Genomic DNA, 18,730 nt, shown 5'->3' with positions numbered 1-18,730 from the left:
GCATGAAGGGGCGCGGCGGGCCGCTACTTTAAGCGCCTGGGCCAGGCCAGGTAGAGCCCTGCCGCACCGATTACGCCCATGCCCGCCAAGGCCAGCCCATCGGGTGGGCGCTGGAACCAGAAGGTGCTGATCAGCACGGCCAGCAGCAACTGCAAGTAGTTCATGGGCGCGAGGACCGAAGCTGACACACGCTGAAAGGCCGCCAGCAGCAGCAATTGGGCCGCGCCGCTGACCAGCCCCCCGGCGAGCAGCACGGCGATTTCGTCCCAGCCGGGCCAGTGCTCCACCGGCATCACCAGCGCTGGCAGGTTGGTGACCACCAGGCACACGACCGCCATGTAGGCATATTGCACGGGCGCGGGGACGAGGCCCGAGAGGCGGCGCGTGAGCACCTGGAACAGGGCATAGCAGATGGCCGACAGTGCCATCAGCAAGGAGCCTGCCAGCGGCAGGCTGCCGCCGGGGCGCACGATGAGCAGCATGCCCGCAAAGCCCAGCAGCACCGCCACCCACTGCACGCGGCCCACGGCTTCGCCCAGCAGCCAGGGCGACAAGGCGACCATGATCAGCGGTGCGGTGAAGTAGATGGCGGTGGCCTCGGCCAGCGGCATGCTGGCCAGCGCGGTCATGAAGCTGGTGGCAACGATGGCCAGCATCAGGCTGCGCAGCAGCAGGAGCTTGCGGTGGGGCTGGCGCCACACCTGCCACGCGCTCCAGTCGCCATGGCGCATCAGCCCGATGAGGGCCAGGCTGCACACGGCGGCATAGCGTGTGAGGTTCATGAGCGTGGCGGGGTAGTGGGCCAGCATGTGCTTGGCAAAGGCGTCGTAGACGGCGAAGGCCAGCAGTGCACCCAGGAACATCAGCATGCCCTGGCGCTGTAACTGGCGGGAGGCTGTTGCGGCTTGCGCGGTATCAGCCATGCAGGCCTTCCAGAAACGCAGCCAGTCCCGGCCCGATGGCTTCCACCAGGTAGCCGCCCTCCTGCACCACCACCACGGGCAGGGCCAACTCGCGCAGCAATCGGCCCGTGGCGCGGTATGCGTCGAAATCCAGGCGCAGCACGCTGATGGGGTCGTCCTTGTAGGTGTCGAAACCCAGCGCCAGCACCAACGCTTCGGGGCGGAAGTCGGTGATTGCCTGGCGTGCGGCTGCGAGGGCCTGCAGGAACTCTGCATTCCCGCTGCCGTGGGCCAGCGGCAGGTTCAGGTTGCAGCCCAGGCCCGCCCCCGTGCCGCGCTCGTGGGCATAACCGGTGTAGAACGGAAAATACTGCGCCGGGTCGGCGTGGATGGAGACCGTCAGCACCTCTGGGTTGGCGTAGAAGATGTTTTGTGTGCCGTCGCCATGGTGGGCATCTACATCGAGCACGGCCACGCGGCCAAAAGCCTGCTGCAGCCGTGCGGCAGCGCAGGCGTTGTTGTTGACGAAGCAAAAGCCGCTGGCGCGGTCGCGGTGGGCGTGGTGACCCGAGGGGCGGCACAGCGCATACGCGGCGCGGGCCCCGCCGATCACCGTTTCGGCGGCCGCCACGGCACTGTGCGCCGAGCGGAGGATAGAGCGCCAGCTGTGTGGGCCCAGCGGACACGACAGGTCGCCCAGGTAGTAACCGGTCTGGGCGGCCAGCGCGGGCGAGGGGCAGGGCGGGCGGTCTTGGCCTGGTGGCATGCCGGCGTAGGGGGCCTGGTTGGGCAGCACCTCGATGCCGGGCTCCACGCCCGGGCGGCGCAGGTCTTGCCAGCGTTCGTAGGCCGTCTCCAGGTAGTCCAGGTACTGCGGCGTGTGCACGGCCTCCAGGGCGGTGCGGGCGATTTCGGGGGGACTATGCACAGGAACCCCGGCGGCGTGCAAGGTGGTCTGCAGGCTTTCGGCGCGGCTGGGCAGGTCGGTGGCCGGCATGAGTCGGCCCAGGCGCATGAACTGCTGCGGCGTGTGCAGCAACTGGTCGGGGCAGAAGAAGGTCTGCATGTTCAATTCATCCCAGAGTCGCCTCGAAGCGGCCGAAGGCGCGCTCCAGGCGGGCAAACAATTCGCCGAGTTCTGCCTCGCTGATGATGAGGGGCGGGCACAGGGCCACCGTGTCGCCCATGGCACGCACGATGAGGCCTTCCTCTTGTGCCAGCTGGGCCAGGCGTGGGCCCGCCTTGAGTTCAGGGGCGAAGGACTGCCGACTGGCCTTGTCGGCGACCAGCTCCAAGGCTCCGATCAGGCCTACGCCACGGGCTTCGCCCACGCTGGCGCGCTGGCCCAAGGCGCGCAGCCTGGCCTGGAAGCCGGGGGCCAGGGCCTGCACGTGTTCCAGGATGTGCTCGTCCTCATAGACCCGCAGGGTCTCCAGCGCAATGGTGCAGGCCACCGGATGGCCCGAGTATGTGTAGCCATGGCCGAAGGTGCCGATCTTGCCGCTGTTGGCGGCGATGGCTGCGTGGACCGCTGGGGACACCATCACCGCCGAGATCGGCACGTAGCCCGAGGAAAGGGCCTTGGCGCAGGTCAGGATGTCAGGCTGCATGCCGAAGGTGGTGGAGCCGAACATCGCGCCGGTGCGGCCGAAGCCACAGATCACCTCGTCGGCCACGAGCAGCACCTCGTATTTGCGCAGCACCGCCTGGATCTTGGCGAAGTAGGTGGCGGGTGGCACGATCACGCCACCGGCGCCCATCACGGGCTCGGCAAAGAAGGCGGCCACAGTGTCGGGGCCTTCGGCCAGGATGCGCTGCTCCAGCGCGTCGGCCAGGCGGGTGGCAAAGTCTTCCTCGCTTTCACTGGGCAGGCCGAAGCGGTAGTGGTGCGGGCAGTCGACGTGGGAGATGCGGTCGATGGGCAGGTCGAAGTCGCGGTGGTTGGTGGGCAGGCCGCTCAGGCTTGCGGCGGCTACCGTCACGCCGTGGTAGGCCTTGTGCCGCGCCAGGATTTTCTTTTTGCCCGGCTTGCCGATGGCGTTGTGGTAATACCAGACCATTTTCACGGCCGAGTCATTGGCCTCTGAGCCCGAGTTGGCAAAGAACACGCGGCCCATCGGTACCGGGGCCAGCGCCAGCAGCTTCTCGGCCAGCTGCGCCACGGGTGGGTTCGAGCGGTGGTTGAAGGTGTGATAGTAGGGCAGGGTCTGCAGGGCCTCGATGCCTGCGGCCACCAGGCGCGGATGGCTGAAACCCAGCGAACTGCACCACAGGCCCGACATGCCTTCGATGTAGCGGCGGCCCTGCTCGTCGATGACGTGGATGCCGTCGCCCCGCGTGATGACCAGTGGGCCCACGTCGGCATGCGCAGCCAGGTTGGTGAAGGGGTGCAGGTGGGCCGAGATGTCCTGCTGGGCAAGGAGGGTATGGGGCGTGGGAGCGTTCATGGGAGGAGGTCCTAGGGCTGTGTCTTGGGGGAGATTTCAGTAGCCACGCGACAGGTCGACGGCGACATCGGCGGCATGCCCGGCGCGGATGCAGGCCAGGTTGTGGGCCGTTTGCTGTGCAATCACCGCCGGGTTGGTTCGGGTGGCGATGTGTGGCGTGACGAGGATGCGGGAGTCGCTCCAGAACAGGTGGCCGGTTGGCAGTGGTTCGTGCGCGAAGGCGTCCAGAGTGGCGGCGCCAAGTTGGCCTTCTGCCAGGGCCTGCAACAGGTCGGCTTCCACCAGGTGCGAGCCCCGGCCCACGTTGATGAGGTGGGCGCCGCTTGGCAGCTGCCGCATCAGCGCCAGGTCCAGGAAGCCGCGCGTGGCCTCGGTCAGGGGTAGCAGGCAGATGAGGGTGTCGCACCCGGCCAGGAAGTCGGCGCGGCCTGCATCGCCGTGGAAGGCCTGCAGCCCCTCGGGCAGGCTGGCCTTGGGCGAACGGCTCCAGCCGCGCACGGCGTAGCCCATGGTTAGCAAGGCGCGCGCGCAGGCCAGGCCCAGCGTACCCAACCCGGCGATGCCCACGCGGTGCCGGGTGGGCGGCTGGATGGGCTGCTCTTCCCAGCGGCGCGCAGCGGCGCTGGCCAGGTAGCGGTCCATGTGGCGCTGGCGGTGGATGACGGCCCAGCACACAAAGGCCGTCATGCCATGGGCCATGTCGGTGTCGACGATGCGGCACACCGGCACGGGCGGCAGGGCCGGGTCGGCGCTGATGTGGTCTATGCCCGCGCCCACTGACTGCACCAGTTGCAGGCGGGGCAGGCGTGCCAGCAGTCCTTCTGGCGGATACCAGCACACCACGGCGTCGATCTCGTCGAGTGCTCCGAGCTGCTCACCCAGGCGCAGTTCGGCAGTGGGGAACTGCGCGCGAAACGCCGGTAGCAGGTAGTCCATCGGGATCTGGCTGCTCAGGAAAGCCAGGGTCAGGCGGTCGGGGTTGCGGCTCATGGGGTGTCTGGCTGGGCGGCCAACCGGGGGATGGCGTCGATCAGTGTGCGGGTGTAGGGGTGCTGCGGGCTGGCCAGCACCTCGGCCGTGGGGCCGTACTCGACTACCTGACCCCGTTGCATGACAGCGATGTGGTCGCACATCTCGCCTGCCACGCGCAGGTCGTGGGTGATGAACACCATCGCCAACTGAAAGCGCTCGCGCACTTCGGCAAAGAGCTTGAGCACCTGGGCTTGCACAGAAACATCAAGGGCCGATACCGGCTCGTCGGCCACCAGCAGCTCGGGCTCCATGGCCAGCGCCCGTGCGATCCCGATGCGCTGGCGCTGCCCGCCTGAGAATTCGTGCGGAAAGCGGTCAGCGGCCTCGGGTCCCAGGCCCACCAACTTCAGCAGTTCCATGGCACGCGCCATAGCCTCGGCTTTGGGCACGCCCTGCGCGATGGGGCCAGCGGCGAGCGTGGGGCCGATGCGGTGGCGTGGGTTGAGCGAGGCGTAGGGGTCCTGGAAGACCATCTGGATCTTGCCCTTGGCCTGCTGGCGCAATGCTGTGCCAGACATCAGGTTGCGCCCCCGGAACAGGATGCGGCCCGACTCGAAGGGCGCCAGGCCCACGATGCAGCGGCCCACGGTAGATTTGCCTGAGCCTGACTCGCCGACCAGGCCCAGGGTCTGACCCCGCCGCAGCTCGAAATTCACATGGTGGGCGGCCACCACTTCGCGTCCACGCTTGAACAGACTGCCACCGCTCACATAGGTCTTGCACAGGTCCTGGACCTGGAGCACGTGCACGGGGTCGGGTTCGGCCTGCGCCGCGCGGGGCACACCGTTCGGGATGGCTGCAATCAGTTTGCGTGTGTAAGGGTGTTGTGGGCGGCGCAGCACCTCGTGTGCCGGGCCGGCTTCCACTACTTGTCCGGTCTGCATCACCACCACATGGTCCGCGATTTCGGACACCACGCCGAAGTCATGGGTGATGAACAGCAGGGCCATGCCACGGCGCTGCTGCAGGTCACGCATGAGTTTGAGAATCTGCGCCTGGGTTGTTACGTCCAGGGCCGTTGTGGGTTCATCGGCGATCAGCAAGCCGGGCTCCAGCAGCATGGCGCAGGCAATCATCACGCGTTGGCGCTGGCCGCCTGAGAGGCGGAACGGGTAGCTGTCGATCAACCGCTCCGGCTCGGGCAGGCCCACGTCGGCCAGCGCGGCCAGGATGAGCTGCCGCTTTTCGGCAGCCCCGAGGCGCATGTGGGCGTCAAACACTTCCTCTAATTGTTCGCCGATGCGCATCACAGGGTTCAGCGCCGTCATGGGCTCCTGGAACACCATGCCCATGCGCTGGCCGCGCAGGCGGCGCAACTGGGGTTCGTCGAGTTGCAGCAGGTCGACTCCGTCCAGCAGGATTTGACCGGCCACGGGCTCCACCAGCGGGCGCGGCAGCAGGCCCATGATGGCGTTGGCGATCATGGACTTGCCTGAACCGGATTCACCCACCACGCACAGCGTCTGACCGGGTTGCAAGGTGAAGCTGGCACCCTGCACGGCCAGTTGGCGATCGCCCCCTGCGGGCAGCCGGATGTCGAGTCCACGCACCGTGAGTACGGGCTGGGTGGGCTGGGCGAGTACCTGGGTCATGGATTCGGTGTCGATGGAAGGTTTGAGTACGGCGTTCATCAGTTCCTCCCGTCCAGGCGGGCATTCAGGCCATCGTTGAGGCCTTCACCGACCAGGTTCAGGGCCAACACGGTGAGCAGGATGGCCAGGCCAGGGAAAACGGCCATCCACCAGGCCTGGCGCAGCACGGTGCGCGCGGCGCCCACCATGTAGCCCCAGCTCATCTGGTTGGGGTCGCCCAGGCCCAGGAAGCTCAGACTCGATTCGAGCAGGATGGCGGTGGCCACCATCAGCGAGGCCATGACCACGATGGGCGATGCGGCGTTGGGCAGAATCTGCGTGAGGATGATGCGGGGCGTGCTCTGGCCCGCGAGCTGTGCTGCGGCCACGAAATCGCGCTGGCGCAGTGTGAGGAACTCGCCGCGAACCAGCCTCGCCACAGGGGGCCAGGACACGAGCGAAATGGCCACGACAATGGACTTCACCGAGGGCTCGAAGATGGCCACCAGCACAATCGCCAGCGCAAAGCTCGGGATGGCCTGAAACAGTTCGGTGAAGCGCATCAGCGTAGCGTCCACCCAGCGCCCGAAATAGCCCGCCAGTGCACCGATGGTGACGCCTATCAGCAGCGACACCAGGGTGGACACCACGCCGATCAGCAGCGAGATGCGTGCCCCCATGACGATGCCCGAAAGGATGTCGCGGCCCAGGGTGTCGGTACCCAGTGCGAAGCCAGTGATCTGCCCAGGCTGCAGGAAGGGCTGCTCCACCATGTCCCAGGGGTCATGGGCGGCCAGCAAGGGGCCGAAGGCCACCAGCAGTGCCACCAGCAGCAGCACGACCAGGCCGAAGACGGCGCCACGGTTGCGCCGGTAGCGGCGCCAGAAGGAGTTTGTGGAAGGATGGCTCATAGTGGGGGCCTTGTCAGCCAAGTTCGATGCGGGGGTCGACCAGGGTGTAGACCAGGTCGGTGAGCAGGTTGAACAGCACGGCGACGGCGGCCGTGACGAGGAAGCAGCCCAGCAGGAGGTTGTAGTCGCGCTGCAGCAGGGCGTCGAACATCAGGCGGCCGATGCCGGGCCAGGCGAACACAGTTTCGGTGAGCACGGCGCCGCCGATCATTCCGCCGGCCTGGATGCCGGCCAGCGTGACCACCGGCAGCAGTGCGTTGCGCAGGATGTGTGAGCGCTGGATGCGGCCCGGGCGCACGCCTTTGGCGCGGGCGGTCTTGACGAAATCCATCTGCGCCACTTCGAGCATGGAGGCCCGCGTCATGCGTGCATACACCGCCATGTAGAACAGTGCGAGCGTGAGCGAGGGCATGACCAGGTGCTGGGCGATGTCCCATGCGCGGGCAAGGCCCGTGGCATCACTGCCCACGGTGAAAAATCCAAAACCTGGCAGCCAGTTGAGCTGCACGGTAAATACCAGCACGGCCATCATCGCCAGCCAGTACAGGGGGGTGGCGTAGAACACCAGCGCCACCACGGTGATGGCGCTGTCGAGCCAGCTGCCCACCCGGCGGCTGGCCATGGCTCCCAAAACGACACCAAACAGCAGCGACAGTGCAAAGGCACTGCCCGTGAGCAACAGAGTGGCGGGCAGCCGCTCGGCAATGAGCTTGAGCACGGGTTGCTGTTGCCGGTAGGAGTAGCCCATGTCCAGCGTGGCCACGCGGCCCAGGTAGGTACCGAGCTGGGTGGTCAGGGGCTTGTCCAGCCCGAATTCGCGTCGCAACTGGGCCACATACTGGGCGTCCGATGCGCCAGCTTCGCCCGCCATCACCGATACCGGATCTCCGGGGGCGGCACGAATAAGCAAGAAGTTCACGGTGGCGATCAGCATCAGGGCCAACAGGCCCTGAGCGATGCGGGTGAGCATGTATTGAAGACGTTTCATCGGCGTGGGGCGAGGGCATTGAAGGGCTACCGGGGCCGCGAACAAGTGCGGCCCGGCAGAAGGACGCTGCGGCGTTCAGCCGATCGAGGCGCGGCCCAGGCTGTCGTTGAGGCCAATCCCCGAGCTGATGGGGTTCTTCACCTTGGTGCGGTAGAGCGTGGGGAAGTTGATCTCGTGTAGCCAAGCCACTGGCACTTCTTCCAGGAGCAGCTTTTGCACCTCCAGGTAGGCCTTGGCGCGCGATTCGGGGTCGGTAGCGCGCGCGCCTGCGGCAAAGAGGGCATCCACCCGGCTGTTGCTGTAGCCCTCGACGTTGTTGAACGGCGAGCCTTTGGCAATATTGGTGCTGGTGTAGTTGCGTGCCACCCCCAGGGCGGGGTCACCGTACTGGTAGACGTAGGTGAAGGCGATGTCGTAGTCCCACTCGTTCAAGCGCTGGTTCCATCCGGCCACGTCGGTGCCGGTGAGCTCGACCTTGATACCGGCCTGGGTCAGGTTCTGGCGCACGATTTCGGCCTGGCGCTGCCACGACTCGCCATAGGGCAGCGGCAGCAGGCGCAGGGGCTCGCCCTTGTAGCCCGATTCGGCCACCAGCTTCTTGGCTTTTTCGATGTCCCGTGGGTACTTGGCTACATCGGCACTGTAGTACTTGATGTGGCTGTTGAAGGGGCCGGTGGCGGGCTTGGCGTAGCCCTGCCAGGCGATCTTAGCCATGGCCTCGCGGTCAATGGCGTGCATCACCGCCTGGCGGAACTTGATGTTGTTCATGGGGCTCTTGCGGTTGTTCAGCCACAGCCAGGAATGCGGCGAGAAGAACTCCCAGCCCTTGGTGGTCACCTGTACGCCCGGCAGCTTGGACAGGCGCGCCACGTCGAAGAACTCCACCGCGCCGCCAGGGACGATGTCGACCTTGCCCGATTCGAAGGCTGCTGCACGCGAGGCCGCGTCGGGAATCACGTGGAAATACAGGCTCTCGACCTCTGGCAGGTTGGGCATGTGGTAGGCCTCATTGGCCACCAGCTGGATGTACGAGCCCTTCACCCACTCCTTGAACTTGAATGGGCCGGTGCCCATGGGAGTGGCGTTGGCCGGGTTGGTGGCGAAGTCCGTGCCCTCGTACACATGCTTGGGGACCATGGGCATGGTGCCCGTCTCGAACAAGCCCAGGAAAGGCCCAAAAGGTGATTTGAGCTTGAACTCCACCGTCAGCGGATCGAGCGCACGCACCGTGTCCAGCGACTCCAGGTTGCCGCGCAGCCGCGCATGGGTTTTGCGCAGGAAACCGTCTACAGAGAACACAACGTCGGCCGAGGTAAAGGGCTTGCCGTCGTGCCATTTCACGTTGGGCTTGAGCTTGAAGGTGTAGGTCAGGCCATCGGGGCTCACGGTCCAGCTGGTAGCCAGCAGCGGCTGAGGGTTGAGCTTTTCGTCGTAGCGCAGCAGCCCTTCATAGATGTTGCCAGCAATCAGCTGGGTGGGGCCGTTTTGCACCATGCCAAGCATCAGACCAGGGGGTTCGGGCTGGACCAGAACATTGATCACGCCCTTGCGGCCCTGGGCCAGCGTGCTCAGGGGAACCCCGGCAATGCTCAGGCCGAGCCCGGAGGCCCCAAATTGAATGAGTTCGCGACGCTTCATGGCATGGTTTCCTTGTGGGATGGGTTGGCGAAAAATGAGAACGAAGGCGTGAAGGACCTGTGGCTCAGTCCCGGAAGCTGCTGGGCGTCGGCCGCTCCAGGTGGCGCAGCAGGCCCTGCCATTCGCGCCAGTGGGGGTCGGCCTGGCCCGCGACACGATTGGTGTCGCCGCTTTCGTACTGTTGTGCGGTGCGCTCGCAGACTTCGTCCGGCACCGGGTGGATGGCTTGGCCGCTGCCCTGGATCGCCAGTTGCACTTTGCATGCGCGGTCGAGGTTGAGCATGAGGATCAGGGCCTCGGCGACGCTGCGGCCCAGCGTGAGCAGGCCGTGGTTGCGCAGGATCATGGAGCGTGCGCGGGGGCCCAGGTCGGCCACCAGCCGCTCGCGCTCCTCCAGGTCCAGGGCAATGCCCTCGAACGCGTGGTAGACCACGCGCCCGTGGAATTGCAGTGCCCATTGGTTGCAGGGTTGCAGCCCGCAGGCCAGCGATGACACGGCCACGCCTGCCACCGTGTGGGTGTGCACCACACAAGCTGCATCGGGGCGTGCCGCATGCACGGCGCTGTGAATGGTGAAGCCCGCCGGGTTTACGTCATAGGGCGAGGGCTCCAGGACCCGGCCCTCGGTGTCGATCTTGACCAGGGAACTGGCCGTGATGTCCTTGAACAGCAGCCCGAAGGGATTGATCAAGAACTGGTCGTGCCTGCCGGGTACACGTGCCGAGATATGGGTGTAGATGCTGTCATCCATCCCGAAATGCGCGATCAGGCGGTAGGCCGCCGCCAGGTCTTCGCGCACCTGCTGTTCGCTGGTGTCTGCCTGGAAGGCTTCGGCGGAAGCCGGTTGGTTCGGTCTCATGCACTGCTCCTTGGATGGTCGTTTGGGCCTGGTGCCAATACACCTGTCGGCGTTTTTTGTCTTTGATATTCGACAGTCGTCTGTCGACAGTTTGCAAGATAGCAGTTTCCGGGCCAGCCAAAAAGTGGGTGAAAGAGAGGGTTTTCCCGCGTTTTTGCATCCAGACGGTGCCACGTTCAGGCGCAACTGCACCAGCGAGTGGCAGCCACGGGCAAAAAAAATCCCGCAGGCCCCAAGGGCGTGCGGGATGGCGGGGCCGTTGTCGGCCGACCGGAGGAGGACGTGCGGTTTAGCCGCCGCGACGCATCATGTCGAAGAAGTCCACATTGGTCTTGGTGGCCTTCATGTTCTTGATCATGAGCTCCATGGACTCAATCTCGTCCATGTTGTACATGAACTGGCGCAGGATGCGGGTCTTTTGCAGGATCTCGGGAGCCAGCAGCAGTTCTTCGCGGCGCGTGCCGCTCTTGTTGAGCTCGATGGCGGGGAACACGCGCTTTTCGTACAGGCGGCGGTTCAGGTGGATTTCGCAGTTGCCCGTGCCCTTGAATTCTTCAAAGATCACTTCGTCCATGCGGCTGCCGGTGTCGACCAGCGCAGTGGCAATGATGGTGAGCGAGCCACCTTCCTCGACCTTGCGCGCGGCGCCAAAGAAGCGCTTGGGGCGCTGCAGTGCGGCGGCGTCCACACCGCCGGACAGCACCTTGCCGCTCGACGGCACGACGTTGTTGTAGGCACGGGCCAGGCGGGTGATGGAGTCCAGCAGGATCACCACATCCTTCTTGAGCTCGACCAGGCGCTTGGCGCGCTCGATCACCATCTCGGCCACGTGCACGTGGCGAGCGGCGGGCTCGTCGAAGGTGGAGGCGATGATCTCGCCCTTCACCGTGCGCTGCATTTCAGTCACTTCTTCAGGGCGCTCGTCCACAAGCAGCACCATCAGATGCACGTCGGGGTTGTTGGCCGTGATGGCGTGGGCGATGTGCTGCATCATCACCGTCTTGCCGCTCTTGGGCGGGGCCACGATCAGCGCACGCTGGCCACGGCCGATGGGCGCGATGATGTCGATGATGCGGCCGGTGATGTTCTCTTCGCTCTTGACGTCGCGCTCCAGGCGCATCTGTTCCTTGGGGAACAGAGGCGTCAGATTTTCGAACATCACCTTGTGCTTGTTCTGCTCAGGTGGGCCATCGTTGACCTTGTCGAGCTTGGTCAGTGCAAAGTAGCGCTCGCCGTCCTTGGGCGTGCGCACTTCGCCTTCGATCATGTCGCCGGTGTGCAGATTGAAGCGACGTACCTGGCTGGGGCTGATGTAGATATCGTCCGTGCTGGCCGTGAAGCTCGTGTCCGGGCTGCGCAGAAAGCCGAAGCCGTCGGGCAGGATTTCCAGCACGCCATCTGCAAACACCTGCTCACCCGCCTTTGCGCGCTTCTTGATGATGGCAAACATCAACTCCTGCTTGCGCATGCGGCCCGTGTTTTCGATTTCGAGTTCTTCGGCTTGCTTCAGGACTTCAGACACGTGCAGTGCCTTGAGTTCGTTTAAGTGCATGGATTGACTCCTTGGCGGAGCTGGTATGAATCTTGGGGGAGGTGGGCTGGTGCCAGATGGGCTGCTGTTTGCAGGTCCGGCTCGCCGGGGATCTTGGTCCGGCTGCCAATGCATGCAGTCCGGTGATCTGTGGGAATTATGACAGGAAAAAATGCGGGGGCATCAGGCGCGCAAGATGTGGGCTTGCTCGGCTGCCAGCTGGCTGTTTCCCCGCAGGTCTATCGCTCAACAAAAAAGCCCCATCGGCATTCGTACCGAGGGGCTTGGGGAGGTGGGTCAGGCCAGTTGTTGGTCGATGAAGGCGGTCAACTGGGCCTTGCTCATCGCACCGACTTTGGTGGCGGCCAGTTGGCCATCCTTGAACAGCATCAGGGTAGGGATACCGCGAATACCGAACTTGGCGGGGATCTCCCGGTTCTCGTCCACGTTCATCTTGGCGATCTGCAGCTTGCCTTGGTAGGTGCCTGCGACTTCGTCCAGGATGGGGGCAATCATCTTGCAGGGGCCGCACCATTCAGCCCAATAGTCCACCAGCACGGCGGAGCCCGGTTGGAGCACGTCGGCTTCAAAGCTGGCGTCGGAGACATGTTTGATGAGTTCGCTGGCCATGGCGGAATTCCTTGATTTTGGGCGGGTTGCGACCGGTGTACGTTTAAAGTCTGGGCATTGTGACAGAAACCAATCCCACGTTCACCGGTGTGGCCGGGTCTTGCGACGCTATGACAGTCATAGCGAAAAGCGATCAAACCAGTGGATTTGCGGCCGCAAGCACTGCCTTGTGGCAACGCGCACTGGCCCAGGTAGCCGCACATGCCCAAGCCCATGGTGCCCATTTGGCGCGCACCGTGGTGCTGGTGCCCTACGCCCAGCTCATGCCGTGGGCGCAGCGCCATTGGGCTCAGCAGTTTCCGCAGGGCTTTGCACCACGTTTTGAAACCACCCGCAACTGGGCCCGCCAACTGCAAGCGTTTGAGCCCACCGGCGACGACCTGGCGGGCGACGTTGCGCGCGACACGCTCACGGCCCGCACGCTGCTCGACCGCGTGGGGCAGGGCGCGCAGCGCGAAGTGCTGGCCACGCCACTGCAGGAGGCCGCCGCCCAGCTGGCCCAGGTGGTTGCTGCCGTGCCCCCGGCGCTGCGCACTGCCTGGGGCGACGAGGCCCGCAAGCTGCTGGCTACGGCGGAAGAAGGCACCGCCCTGCATTACGAGGCCCTGGTGGCACGCCTGGCGCTGGAATGGGCCTTGGCATCGCGCTACGCGACCGACGTGCTGTTTGAGCCCGGCGTTCGCGGGGCGGTGGACGCGCTGGTGGTGCTGGAGGGTTTCCAGTCTGACGTGCTGACCCGGGCCCTGTTGGCGCATTGGGGCGAGCAGGGTTTGTGCGTTGCACTGCCCGCACTGGTCGGTGACGCCGATGCACCACCGCAGTGGGCCCTGCACGCCGCAATGGACGCTGAAGACGAGGCCCACCGCGCTGCGGCCTGTGTGCTGCGCCACATCGAGCAGGGGCGGGTGCCCGTGGCTCTGGCGGCCACCGACCGCGCACTGATCCGCCGCGTGCTGGCCCACCTTGACAGCAGCGGCGTGCTGGTGCGCGACGAAAGCGGCTGGATTCTGTCCACCACGCGCGCCGCTTCACGGGTCATGGCCGCGCTGCAGGCCGCAGCGTGGAACGCCTCGTCCAACGAGGTGTTGGACTGGATCAAACACACCCCTGCGCTGATGCCGGGCGAGGTGAACCGCCTGGAGCAATGGCTGCGCAAAGGCGTGGTGCAGCACTGGAGCGCTGCCGCCGCCCGCGACCTGAGCGCGCAGCCCCACCTGGCCCGCACTGTGGCCACCGTGGAGGCCTGGCGCGACACCCTGCGCACCGCTCGCCCACTGGCGCAGTGGCTGCCCGCGTTGCGTGCGGTGCTGGAGCAGGCGGACCAGTGGCAGGGCCTGCAGGCCGACCCTGCGGGCATGCGCGTGTTGGCCGCCCTGCGCCTGCAAGACGGACAGCAGTCAGAGCTGGACGGCTGGGGCGACAGCGCAGGCCGCCGCATGACACTGGCTGAGTTCACCCGTTGGACCAAAGACGTGCTGGAAGCCGGGCGCTATGTGGCCGCACAGGCGGCTGGTGCCCCTGTGGTGGTGGTGCCCATGCCACAACTGCTGGCCCGCCCCTTTGCCGCTGCCGTGCTGCCGGGCTGTGACGAAAAGCGCCTGCAAGCCGCACCTGAACCATCAGGCGACTGGTCGCAGGCCCAGCGCGAGGCCTGGGGCCTGCCCACGCGCGCATCGCTCGAAGCTGCCCAGCGTGCCGCCTGGGCCCACGCCCTGCGCACGCCGGTGGTCGATGTGCTGTGGCGCACCGGCGACGATGGCGGTGAGCCGCTGCTGGCCAGCGCCCTGGTGCTGGCCCTGCAACTGGACGGCACCGCCACGCCCGGCGCGGACGACCGTGCGGCCCGCACAGTGGCCGCCACGCCCACGCTGCGTCCCCAGCCCGTGGGCCAGGCGCTGCCGGTGGCACACCTGTCGTCCACCGCGTATTCCGACCTGCGCCACTGCCCCTACCGCTTCTTTGCGCAGCGCCAACTGGGCCTGCGCGAGGCCGACGAACTGGATGCCGAGGTGGACAAGCGCGACTTTGGCAACTGGCTGCACGCCGTGCTGCAGCACTTTCATGAGGCTTTGCTGGCCGAGCCCACCGACCACGTGGACGAGCGCCGCGCCCGCATGGACGCCGCCGCCGAGGCCATCACCCGCGAGCAGCGCTTGCAGGACGGTGACTTCCTGCCCTTTGCCGCAGGCTGGGCGCAACTGCGCGACGGCTACCTGCAATGGCTGGCAGGGCATGAGCAACAGGGCGCCACCTTCCGCCAGGCTGAGGTCAAGGCCCGCCAGCCGCTGGGCGACCTGGAGCTGATCGGCACCCTCGACCGCATCGACGGCGTCTCGTCCACCGGCGAGCCCACGGTGCTGGTGATTGACTACAAAACCGAAAGCGACAGCGTGACCCGCCAGCGCATCAAGTCCGGGGCCGAGGACACGCAACTGGCCTTCTACGCCGCCTTGCTGAGCCACGACACCCTGCGCGCCGCCTACGTCAACGTGGGTGAGCGTGGCGAGACGCAAATGCACGAACAGGACGAGGTGGTGCACTTGCGCGACGTGCTGGTCGAAGGCATTCAGCACGACATGGCCCGCATCGCCGCCGGTGCGCCGCTGCCCGCGCTGGGCGAGGGATCGGTGTGCGAGTTCTGCGCCGTGCGCGGCCTGTGCCGCAAGGACTACTGGGCGGACGCTGAACAGGCGTTGCCCGCGCAAGAGACGCCATGACCGAGAGCCATTCCCCAACTGCCCAGGCCGCTTACGAACACAACGGCCGCCCCGTATCGCGCGAGGCCTTCTACGCCATCGCCTGCGACCCTGCCCGCAGCGTGGCGGTGGAGGCCTGCGCCGGTGCGGGCAAGACCTGGATGCTGGTCTCGCGCATGCTGCGGGCGCTGCTCGACGGCTGCGCGCCGCACGAGATCCTGGCCATCACCTTCACCAAGAAGGCGGCCGGTGAAATGCGCCAGCGTTTGCAAGAGTGGCTGGAGCAGTTCAGCCACAAGCCGCTGGAGGAACTCACGGCCGAGCTGATTGCACGCGGAATCAGCTCCCAGGGCGCACTGGACAAGCGCGAGGCGCTACAAAATCTATACCGCCAGCTGCTCACTGCGGGCCGCCCGGTGCAGATCCGCACCTTCCACAGCTGGTTTGCCGCGCTGCTGGGCACGGCCCCGCTGGCGCTGCTGCAGCAGCAAGGCCTGCCTGCACACTTTGAGCTGCTCGAAGACGACGCCGAGGCCGTGCGCGAGGTGTGGCCGCCGTTCCTGCAGACCGTGGCCGAGAGCGCCAGCCTGCGCGCCGACTACGAAGCCGTGGTCGCCCGCCATGGCCGCTCGCAAACCCACAAGGCCCTGGCGGCCGCACTGGCCAAGCGGGTGGAGTTTGACCTGGCCGACGCGGAAGGCGTGGTCGATGCCTCGGTGCCGCCGTTCCAGCAGGCCTACCCCGAGCTGGCCGCGTTGGCAGAGCCCGCCGAGGCCCTGCAGACCGAGCCTGCCCTACAGCGTTGGCGTGGCCGTGCCAGCGCCCTGGGCGCCGAGGCAAACAAGACCCCACAAAAGGCGGCAGACGCCATCATCGACGCACTGGCCTGCCCAGACCTGAACCAGCGCCTGGACCAATTGCGCCGTGCGATGTTCGTGGCCAAGGAAGACCGCCTCTCGAAGAACCTGGAGAAGTTCCCCGCCGCACAGGAGGCCGAGCCCGAGCTGCAGCGCCTGCTGACCGCCCGCCGCCAGCACGAGGCCTGGCAACACCAGCAGCGCATGGCCCGGCTGGCGCGTTGCCTCATCGCGCAGTTTGTGGCCGTCAAGCAGCAGCACGGCTGGGTGGACATGAACGATGTGGAGCGCACCGCCCTGGTCATGCTGGCCGACCCCGTCCTCTCAGGCTGGGTGCAGGAGCGGCTGGACGCTCGCATTCGCCACCTCTTGGTCGATGAATTTCAGGACACCAACCCGCTGCAGTGGCAGGCGCTGCACGCCTGGCTTGCGGGCTACGCGGGTTCGGGCGGCGGGTCTGCCGCGCCCAGCGTGTTCATCGTGGGCGACCCCAAGCAGAGCATCTACCGCTTTCGCCGCGCCGAGCCGCAGGTGTTCATCGCCGCGCAGGCCTTTGTGCGCGACGGGCTGGGCGGCGATCTGCTCAGCTGCGACCACACGCGCCGCAACGCGCAGGGCGTGATCGGCGCCGTCAACGCCGTGATGGGTGAGGCCCAGGCGCAGCACGAGACCAGCGGATTCCGCGATCACACGACTGAATCGAAACACCCCGGCCAACTGCTGCGCCTGCCCGCCATCACCGACGTGGACGACGACAGCCAAGGCGCAGGCCGCGACCCCCTGGCCTGGCGCGACAGCCTGACCGAACCCCGCCACGAAGCCGAAGAAACGCAGCGCATGCGCGAATGCACCCAGGCTGCCGCCTGGGTGGCCGCGCAGATCGCCAGCGGCACCCCGCCCAAAGAAGTGCTGGTGCTGGCCCGCAAGCGCGACCGCCTGGCCAGCATGCAAGACGCCCTGCGCGCCCTGCACCTGCCCTGCGTGCAGCCTGAAAAGGCCGACCTGTTTGACGCGCCCGAGGTGCAGGACATGGTGGCGCTGCTCGACGTGCTGGTCTCGCCCACACACGATCTGTCGCTGGCACGCGTGCTCAAGTCGCCCCTGTTTGGCCTGGGTGACGACGCGCTGGTCGCTCTGGCGTTGTTGCGCCGCCAGCCTGAAAACGCGGGTTGTAGCTGGTTTGATTTGCTATTAAAAAGTGAGCTTTTGGCGCATGAATATCAAGCGCTTGGAGCCGTTTTGACTCAATATCAGACGTGGGTGGGCACTTTGCCTCCCCACGACGCGCTGCACGCCATCTACGAACACGGCGACGTGCTGGCCCGCTTTGCTGCCGCAGCACCGGTCACCCAGCGCCAGTCGGTGCAGGCCAACCTGCGCGCACTGCTGGCGGCATCGCTGCAGCACGATGGGGGCCGTTACCTCACGCCCTATGCCTTGGTGCGGGCCATGAAAAAGGGCGGCGTGCGCGCCCCCGGCCGTGCCGACGCGCAGGCCATCCGCCTGCTGACGGTGCACGGCGCCAAGGGGCTGGAGGCCGATTGCGTGCTGCTGCTCGATACCGACACCCGCCCCCAAAAGGCCGAGACCATGGGCGTGCTGGTGGACTGGCCCGGCGAGCAGACCGTGCCCTCGGCCTTCGTCTTTTTGGCCAGTGAATCGAATCCGCCGCCCAGTGCGGAAGCCGCGCTGGCCGCCGAGCAGCAGGCCCGCAGCCGCGAGGAGCTGAACATGCTCTACGTGGCCATGACACGCGCCAAGCACTGCCTGGTGCTGTCATCGGTGCAGCCTGGCAATTCAGTGCCTGGCAGCTGGTGGAACCGGTTGGCCCCGCTGGTGACCGAGGTGGACTCACAGACGCTGGCTCCCGCTGGCTGCGGCATGGAGGTCGCCGCGCCCGCGCAGACTTTCACCATCCCCAGCCTGCCCGCGCTGCCCGAGGCGCTGCAAAGTGCCCACGTCCACCCCGCTGCAGGGCTGGAAGGTGATGCCCCCGTCGCCATGCCGGGCGATGGAGAATCCACCCCCCTGTCGCGCCAGGGCGATGCCATGCACCAGTTGCTGGAGCAAGCCGGTGTGGCCGGTGCCCCGCTGGCCGACTTGCGCGCCCAGGGCTGGCCCGCCGCGCGCGTTGCCCGCTTGGCTCTGGACCATGACATTGCCCCCGCCGCCGCCGAGTCGGCCGCCCGCATGGCCCAGGCCATTTTGGCGGGCGAGGGCGCCTGGGCCTGGGACCCTGCGCTGGTGCAGACCGCCATCAACGAAGCCCCGCTGCACTACCAAGGCCAGAGTCTGCGCATCGACAGGCTGGTGTTGCGCCGCGCAGCACACGCTGAGGATGCGGCGGCAGGCTGGTGGGTGCTGGACTACAAAAGCGCCGCACAACCCCAGCGTCAGCAGGCGCTGGTGGCCCAGTTACAGCGCTACCGCGAAGCCGTGCAGGCGCTGATGCCGGGCGAGGCGGTGTACGCCGCGTTCCTTACGGGCGATGGGTGTTTGGTGATGGTGGGTGATGCGCCTGGTGCTGGAGGGCCCTCGGCTGCCCATGCATCGGCTGTCGGGCATACTCTCGCCCCCGCTGCGCCGGTCGCCACAGCCAAGCCAGAGCGTCCACGCGCCGCGTCGGGGCCTAAGGATTCTCCGCAAGGCTCCCTGTTCTGACTGGCTC

The 18,730-nt window shown here is 66.5% G+C and carries 13 protein-coding genes; 2 read left to right on the top strand and 11 right to left on the bottom strand.

Annotated features, from left to right (window positions below; all coding sequences use genetic code 11):
• Nucleotides 1-23: 23 nt before the first annotated feature.
• The 11 genes from OIN59_RS13200 to trxA all read right to left on the bottom strand — a co-directional run bounded on the left by OIN59_RS13200 (nucleotide 24) and on the right by trxA (nucleotide 12,509).
• Nucleotides 24-923: a DMT family transporter gene (locus OIN59_RS13200; protein WP_274110976.1), complete on the bottom strand. Its 900-nt coding sequence runs from the start codon at nucleotides 921-923 to the stop codon at nucleotides 24-26.
• Nucleotides 916-1,968 carry a histone deacetylase family protein gene (locus OIN59_RS13195; protein WP_274110974.1) on the bottom strand — a complete coding sequence of 351 codons (1,053 nt, stop codon included), beginning with the start codon at nucleotides 1,966-1,968 and terminating at the stop codon, nucleotides 916-918. The genes OIN59_RS13200 and OIN59_RS13195 overlap by 8 nt, the downstream gene beginning before the upstream one ends.
• Nucleotides 1,969-1,975: 7 nt before the next feature.
• Nucleotides 1,976-3,349, bottom strand: a complete 1,374-nt coding sequence (locus OIN59_RS13190) for an aspartate aminotransferase family protein (RefSeq protein ID WP_274110972.1) — start codon at nucleotides 3,347-3,349, stop codon at nucleotides 1,976-1,978.
• 36 nt (nucleotides 3,350-3,385) lie between these two features.
• Nucleotides 3,386-4,339, bottom strand: coding sequence for a 2-hydroxyacid dehydrogenase (locus tag OIN59_RS13185; RefSeq protein WP_274110970.1), 954 nt, complete (start codon nucleotides 4,337-4,339; stop codon nucleotides 3,386-3,388).
• The gene (locus tag OIN59_RS13180; RefSeq protein WP_407655098.1) at nucleotides 4,336-6,012 is read right to left on the bottom strand and encodes an ABC transporter ATP-binding protein; all 1,677 of its coding nucleotides are present in this window, start codon (nucleotides 6,010-6,012) and stop codon (nucleotides 4,336-4,338) included. Before OIN59_RS13180 ends, OIN59_RS13185 begins: the two co-directional genes overlap by 4 nt.
• A complete protein-coding gene (locus OIN59_RS13175; protein WP_274110968.1) occupies nucleotides 6,012-6,863 on the bottom strand; it encodes an ABC transporter permease in 852 nt (283 codons plus the stop codon). Before OIN59_RS13175 ends, OIN59_RS13180 begins: the two co-directional genes overlap by 1 nt.
• Before the next feature lie 13 nt (nucleotides 6,864-6,876).
• Nucleotides 6,877-7,851 (bottom strand): ABC transporter permease, encoded by a 975-nt coding sequence (locus OIN59_RS13170; protein WP_274110966.1) that lies wholly within the window; start codon nucleotides 7,849-7,851, stop codon nucleotides 6,877-6,879.
• Between the two features lie 75 nt (nucleotides 7,852-7,926).
• Nucleotides 7,927-9,489, bottom strand: coding sequence for an ABC transporter substrate-binding protein (locus OIN59_RS13165; protein ID WP_274110964.1), 1,563 nt, complete (start codon nucleotides 9,487-9,489; stop codon nucleotides 7,927-7,929).
• 64 nt (nucleotides 9,490-9,553) lie between these two features.
• Nucleotides 9,554-10,348 carry a class II aldolase/adducin family protein gene (locus tag OIN59_RS13160; RefSeq protein ID WP_274110962.1) on the bottom strand — a complete coding sequence of 265 codons (795 nt, stop codon included), beginning with the start codon at nucleotides 10,346-10,348 and terminating at the stop codon, nucleotides 9,554-9,556.
• A 289-nt stretch (nucleotides 10,349-10,637) separates the two neighbouring features.
• Nucleotides 10,638-11,900, bottom strand: a complete 1,263-nt coding sequence (rho, locus tag OIN59_RS13155) for a transcription termination factor Rho (RefSeq protein ID WP_056067265.1) — start codon at nucleotides 11,898-11,900, stop codon at nucleotides 10,638-10,640.
• Between the two features lie 276 nt (nucleotides 11,901-12,176).
• Nucleotides 12,177-12,509: a thioredoxin TrxA gene (gene trxA, locus OIN59_RS13150; RefSeq protein WP_008906761.1), complete on the bottom strand. Its 333-nt coding sequence runs from the start codon at nucleotides 12,507-12,509 to the stop codon at nucleotides 12,177-12,179.
• A gap of 110 nt (nucleotides 12,510-12,619) precedes the next feature.
• Here trxA and OIN59_RS13145 point away from each other — a divergent pair, with 110 nt between their 5' ends.
• Both OIN59_RS13145 and OIN59_RS13140 read left to right on the top strand, forming a co-directional pair.
• Complete coding sequence (locus tag OIN59_RS13145; protein WP_274110951.1) at nucleotides 12,620-15,226, top strand: PD-(D/E)XK nuclease family protein; 2,607 nt, start codon at nucleotides 12,620-12,622, stop codon at nucleotides 15,224-15,226.
• Nucleotides 15,223-18,723 carry a UvrD-helicase domain-containing protein gene (locus OIN59_RS13140; protein WP_274110948.1) on the top strand — a complete coding sequence of 1,167 codons (3,501 nt, stop codon included), beginning with the start codon at nucleotides 15,223-15,225 and terminating at the stop codon, nucleotides 18,721-18,723. The genes OIN59_RS13145 and OIN59_RS13140 overlap by 4 nt, the downstream gene beginning before the upstream one ends.
• Nucleotides 18,724-18,730 lie beyond the last annotated feature (7 nt).

The sequence above is a fragment of the Acidovorax benzenivorans genome (assembly GCF_028680575.1).
Lineage (GTDB): Bacteria > Pseudomonadota > Gammaproteobacteria > Burkholderiales > Burkholderiaceae_C > Acidovorax > Acidovorax benzenivorans.
The sequence above is the reverse complement of the archived record's forward strand: the minus strand, read 5'-3'. Positions and strand labels throughout refer to the sequence as shown.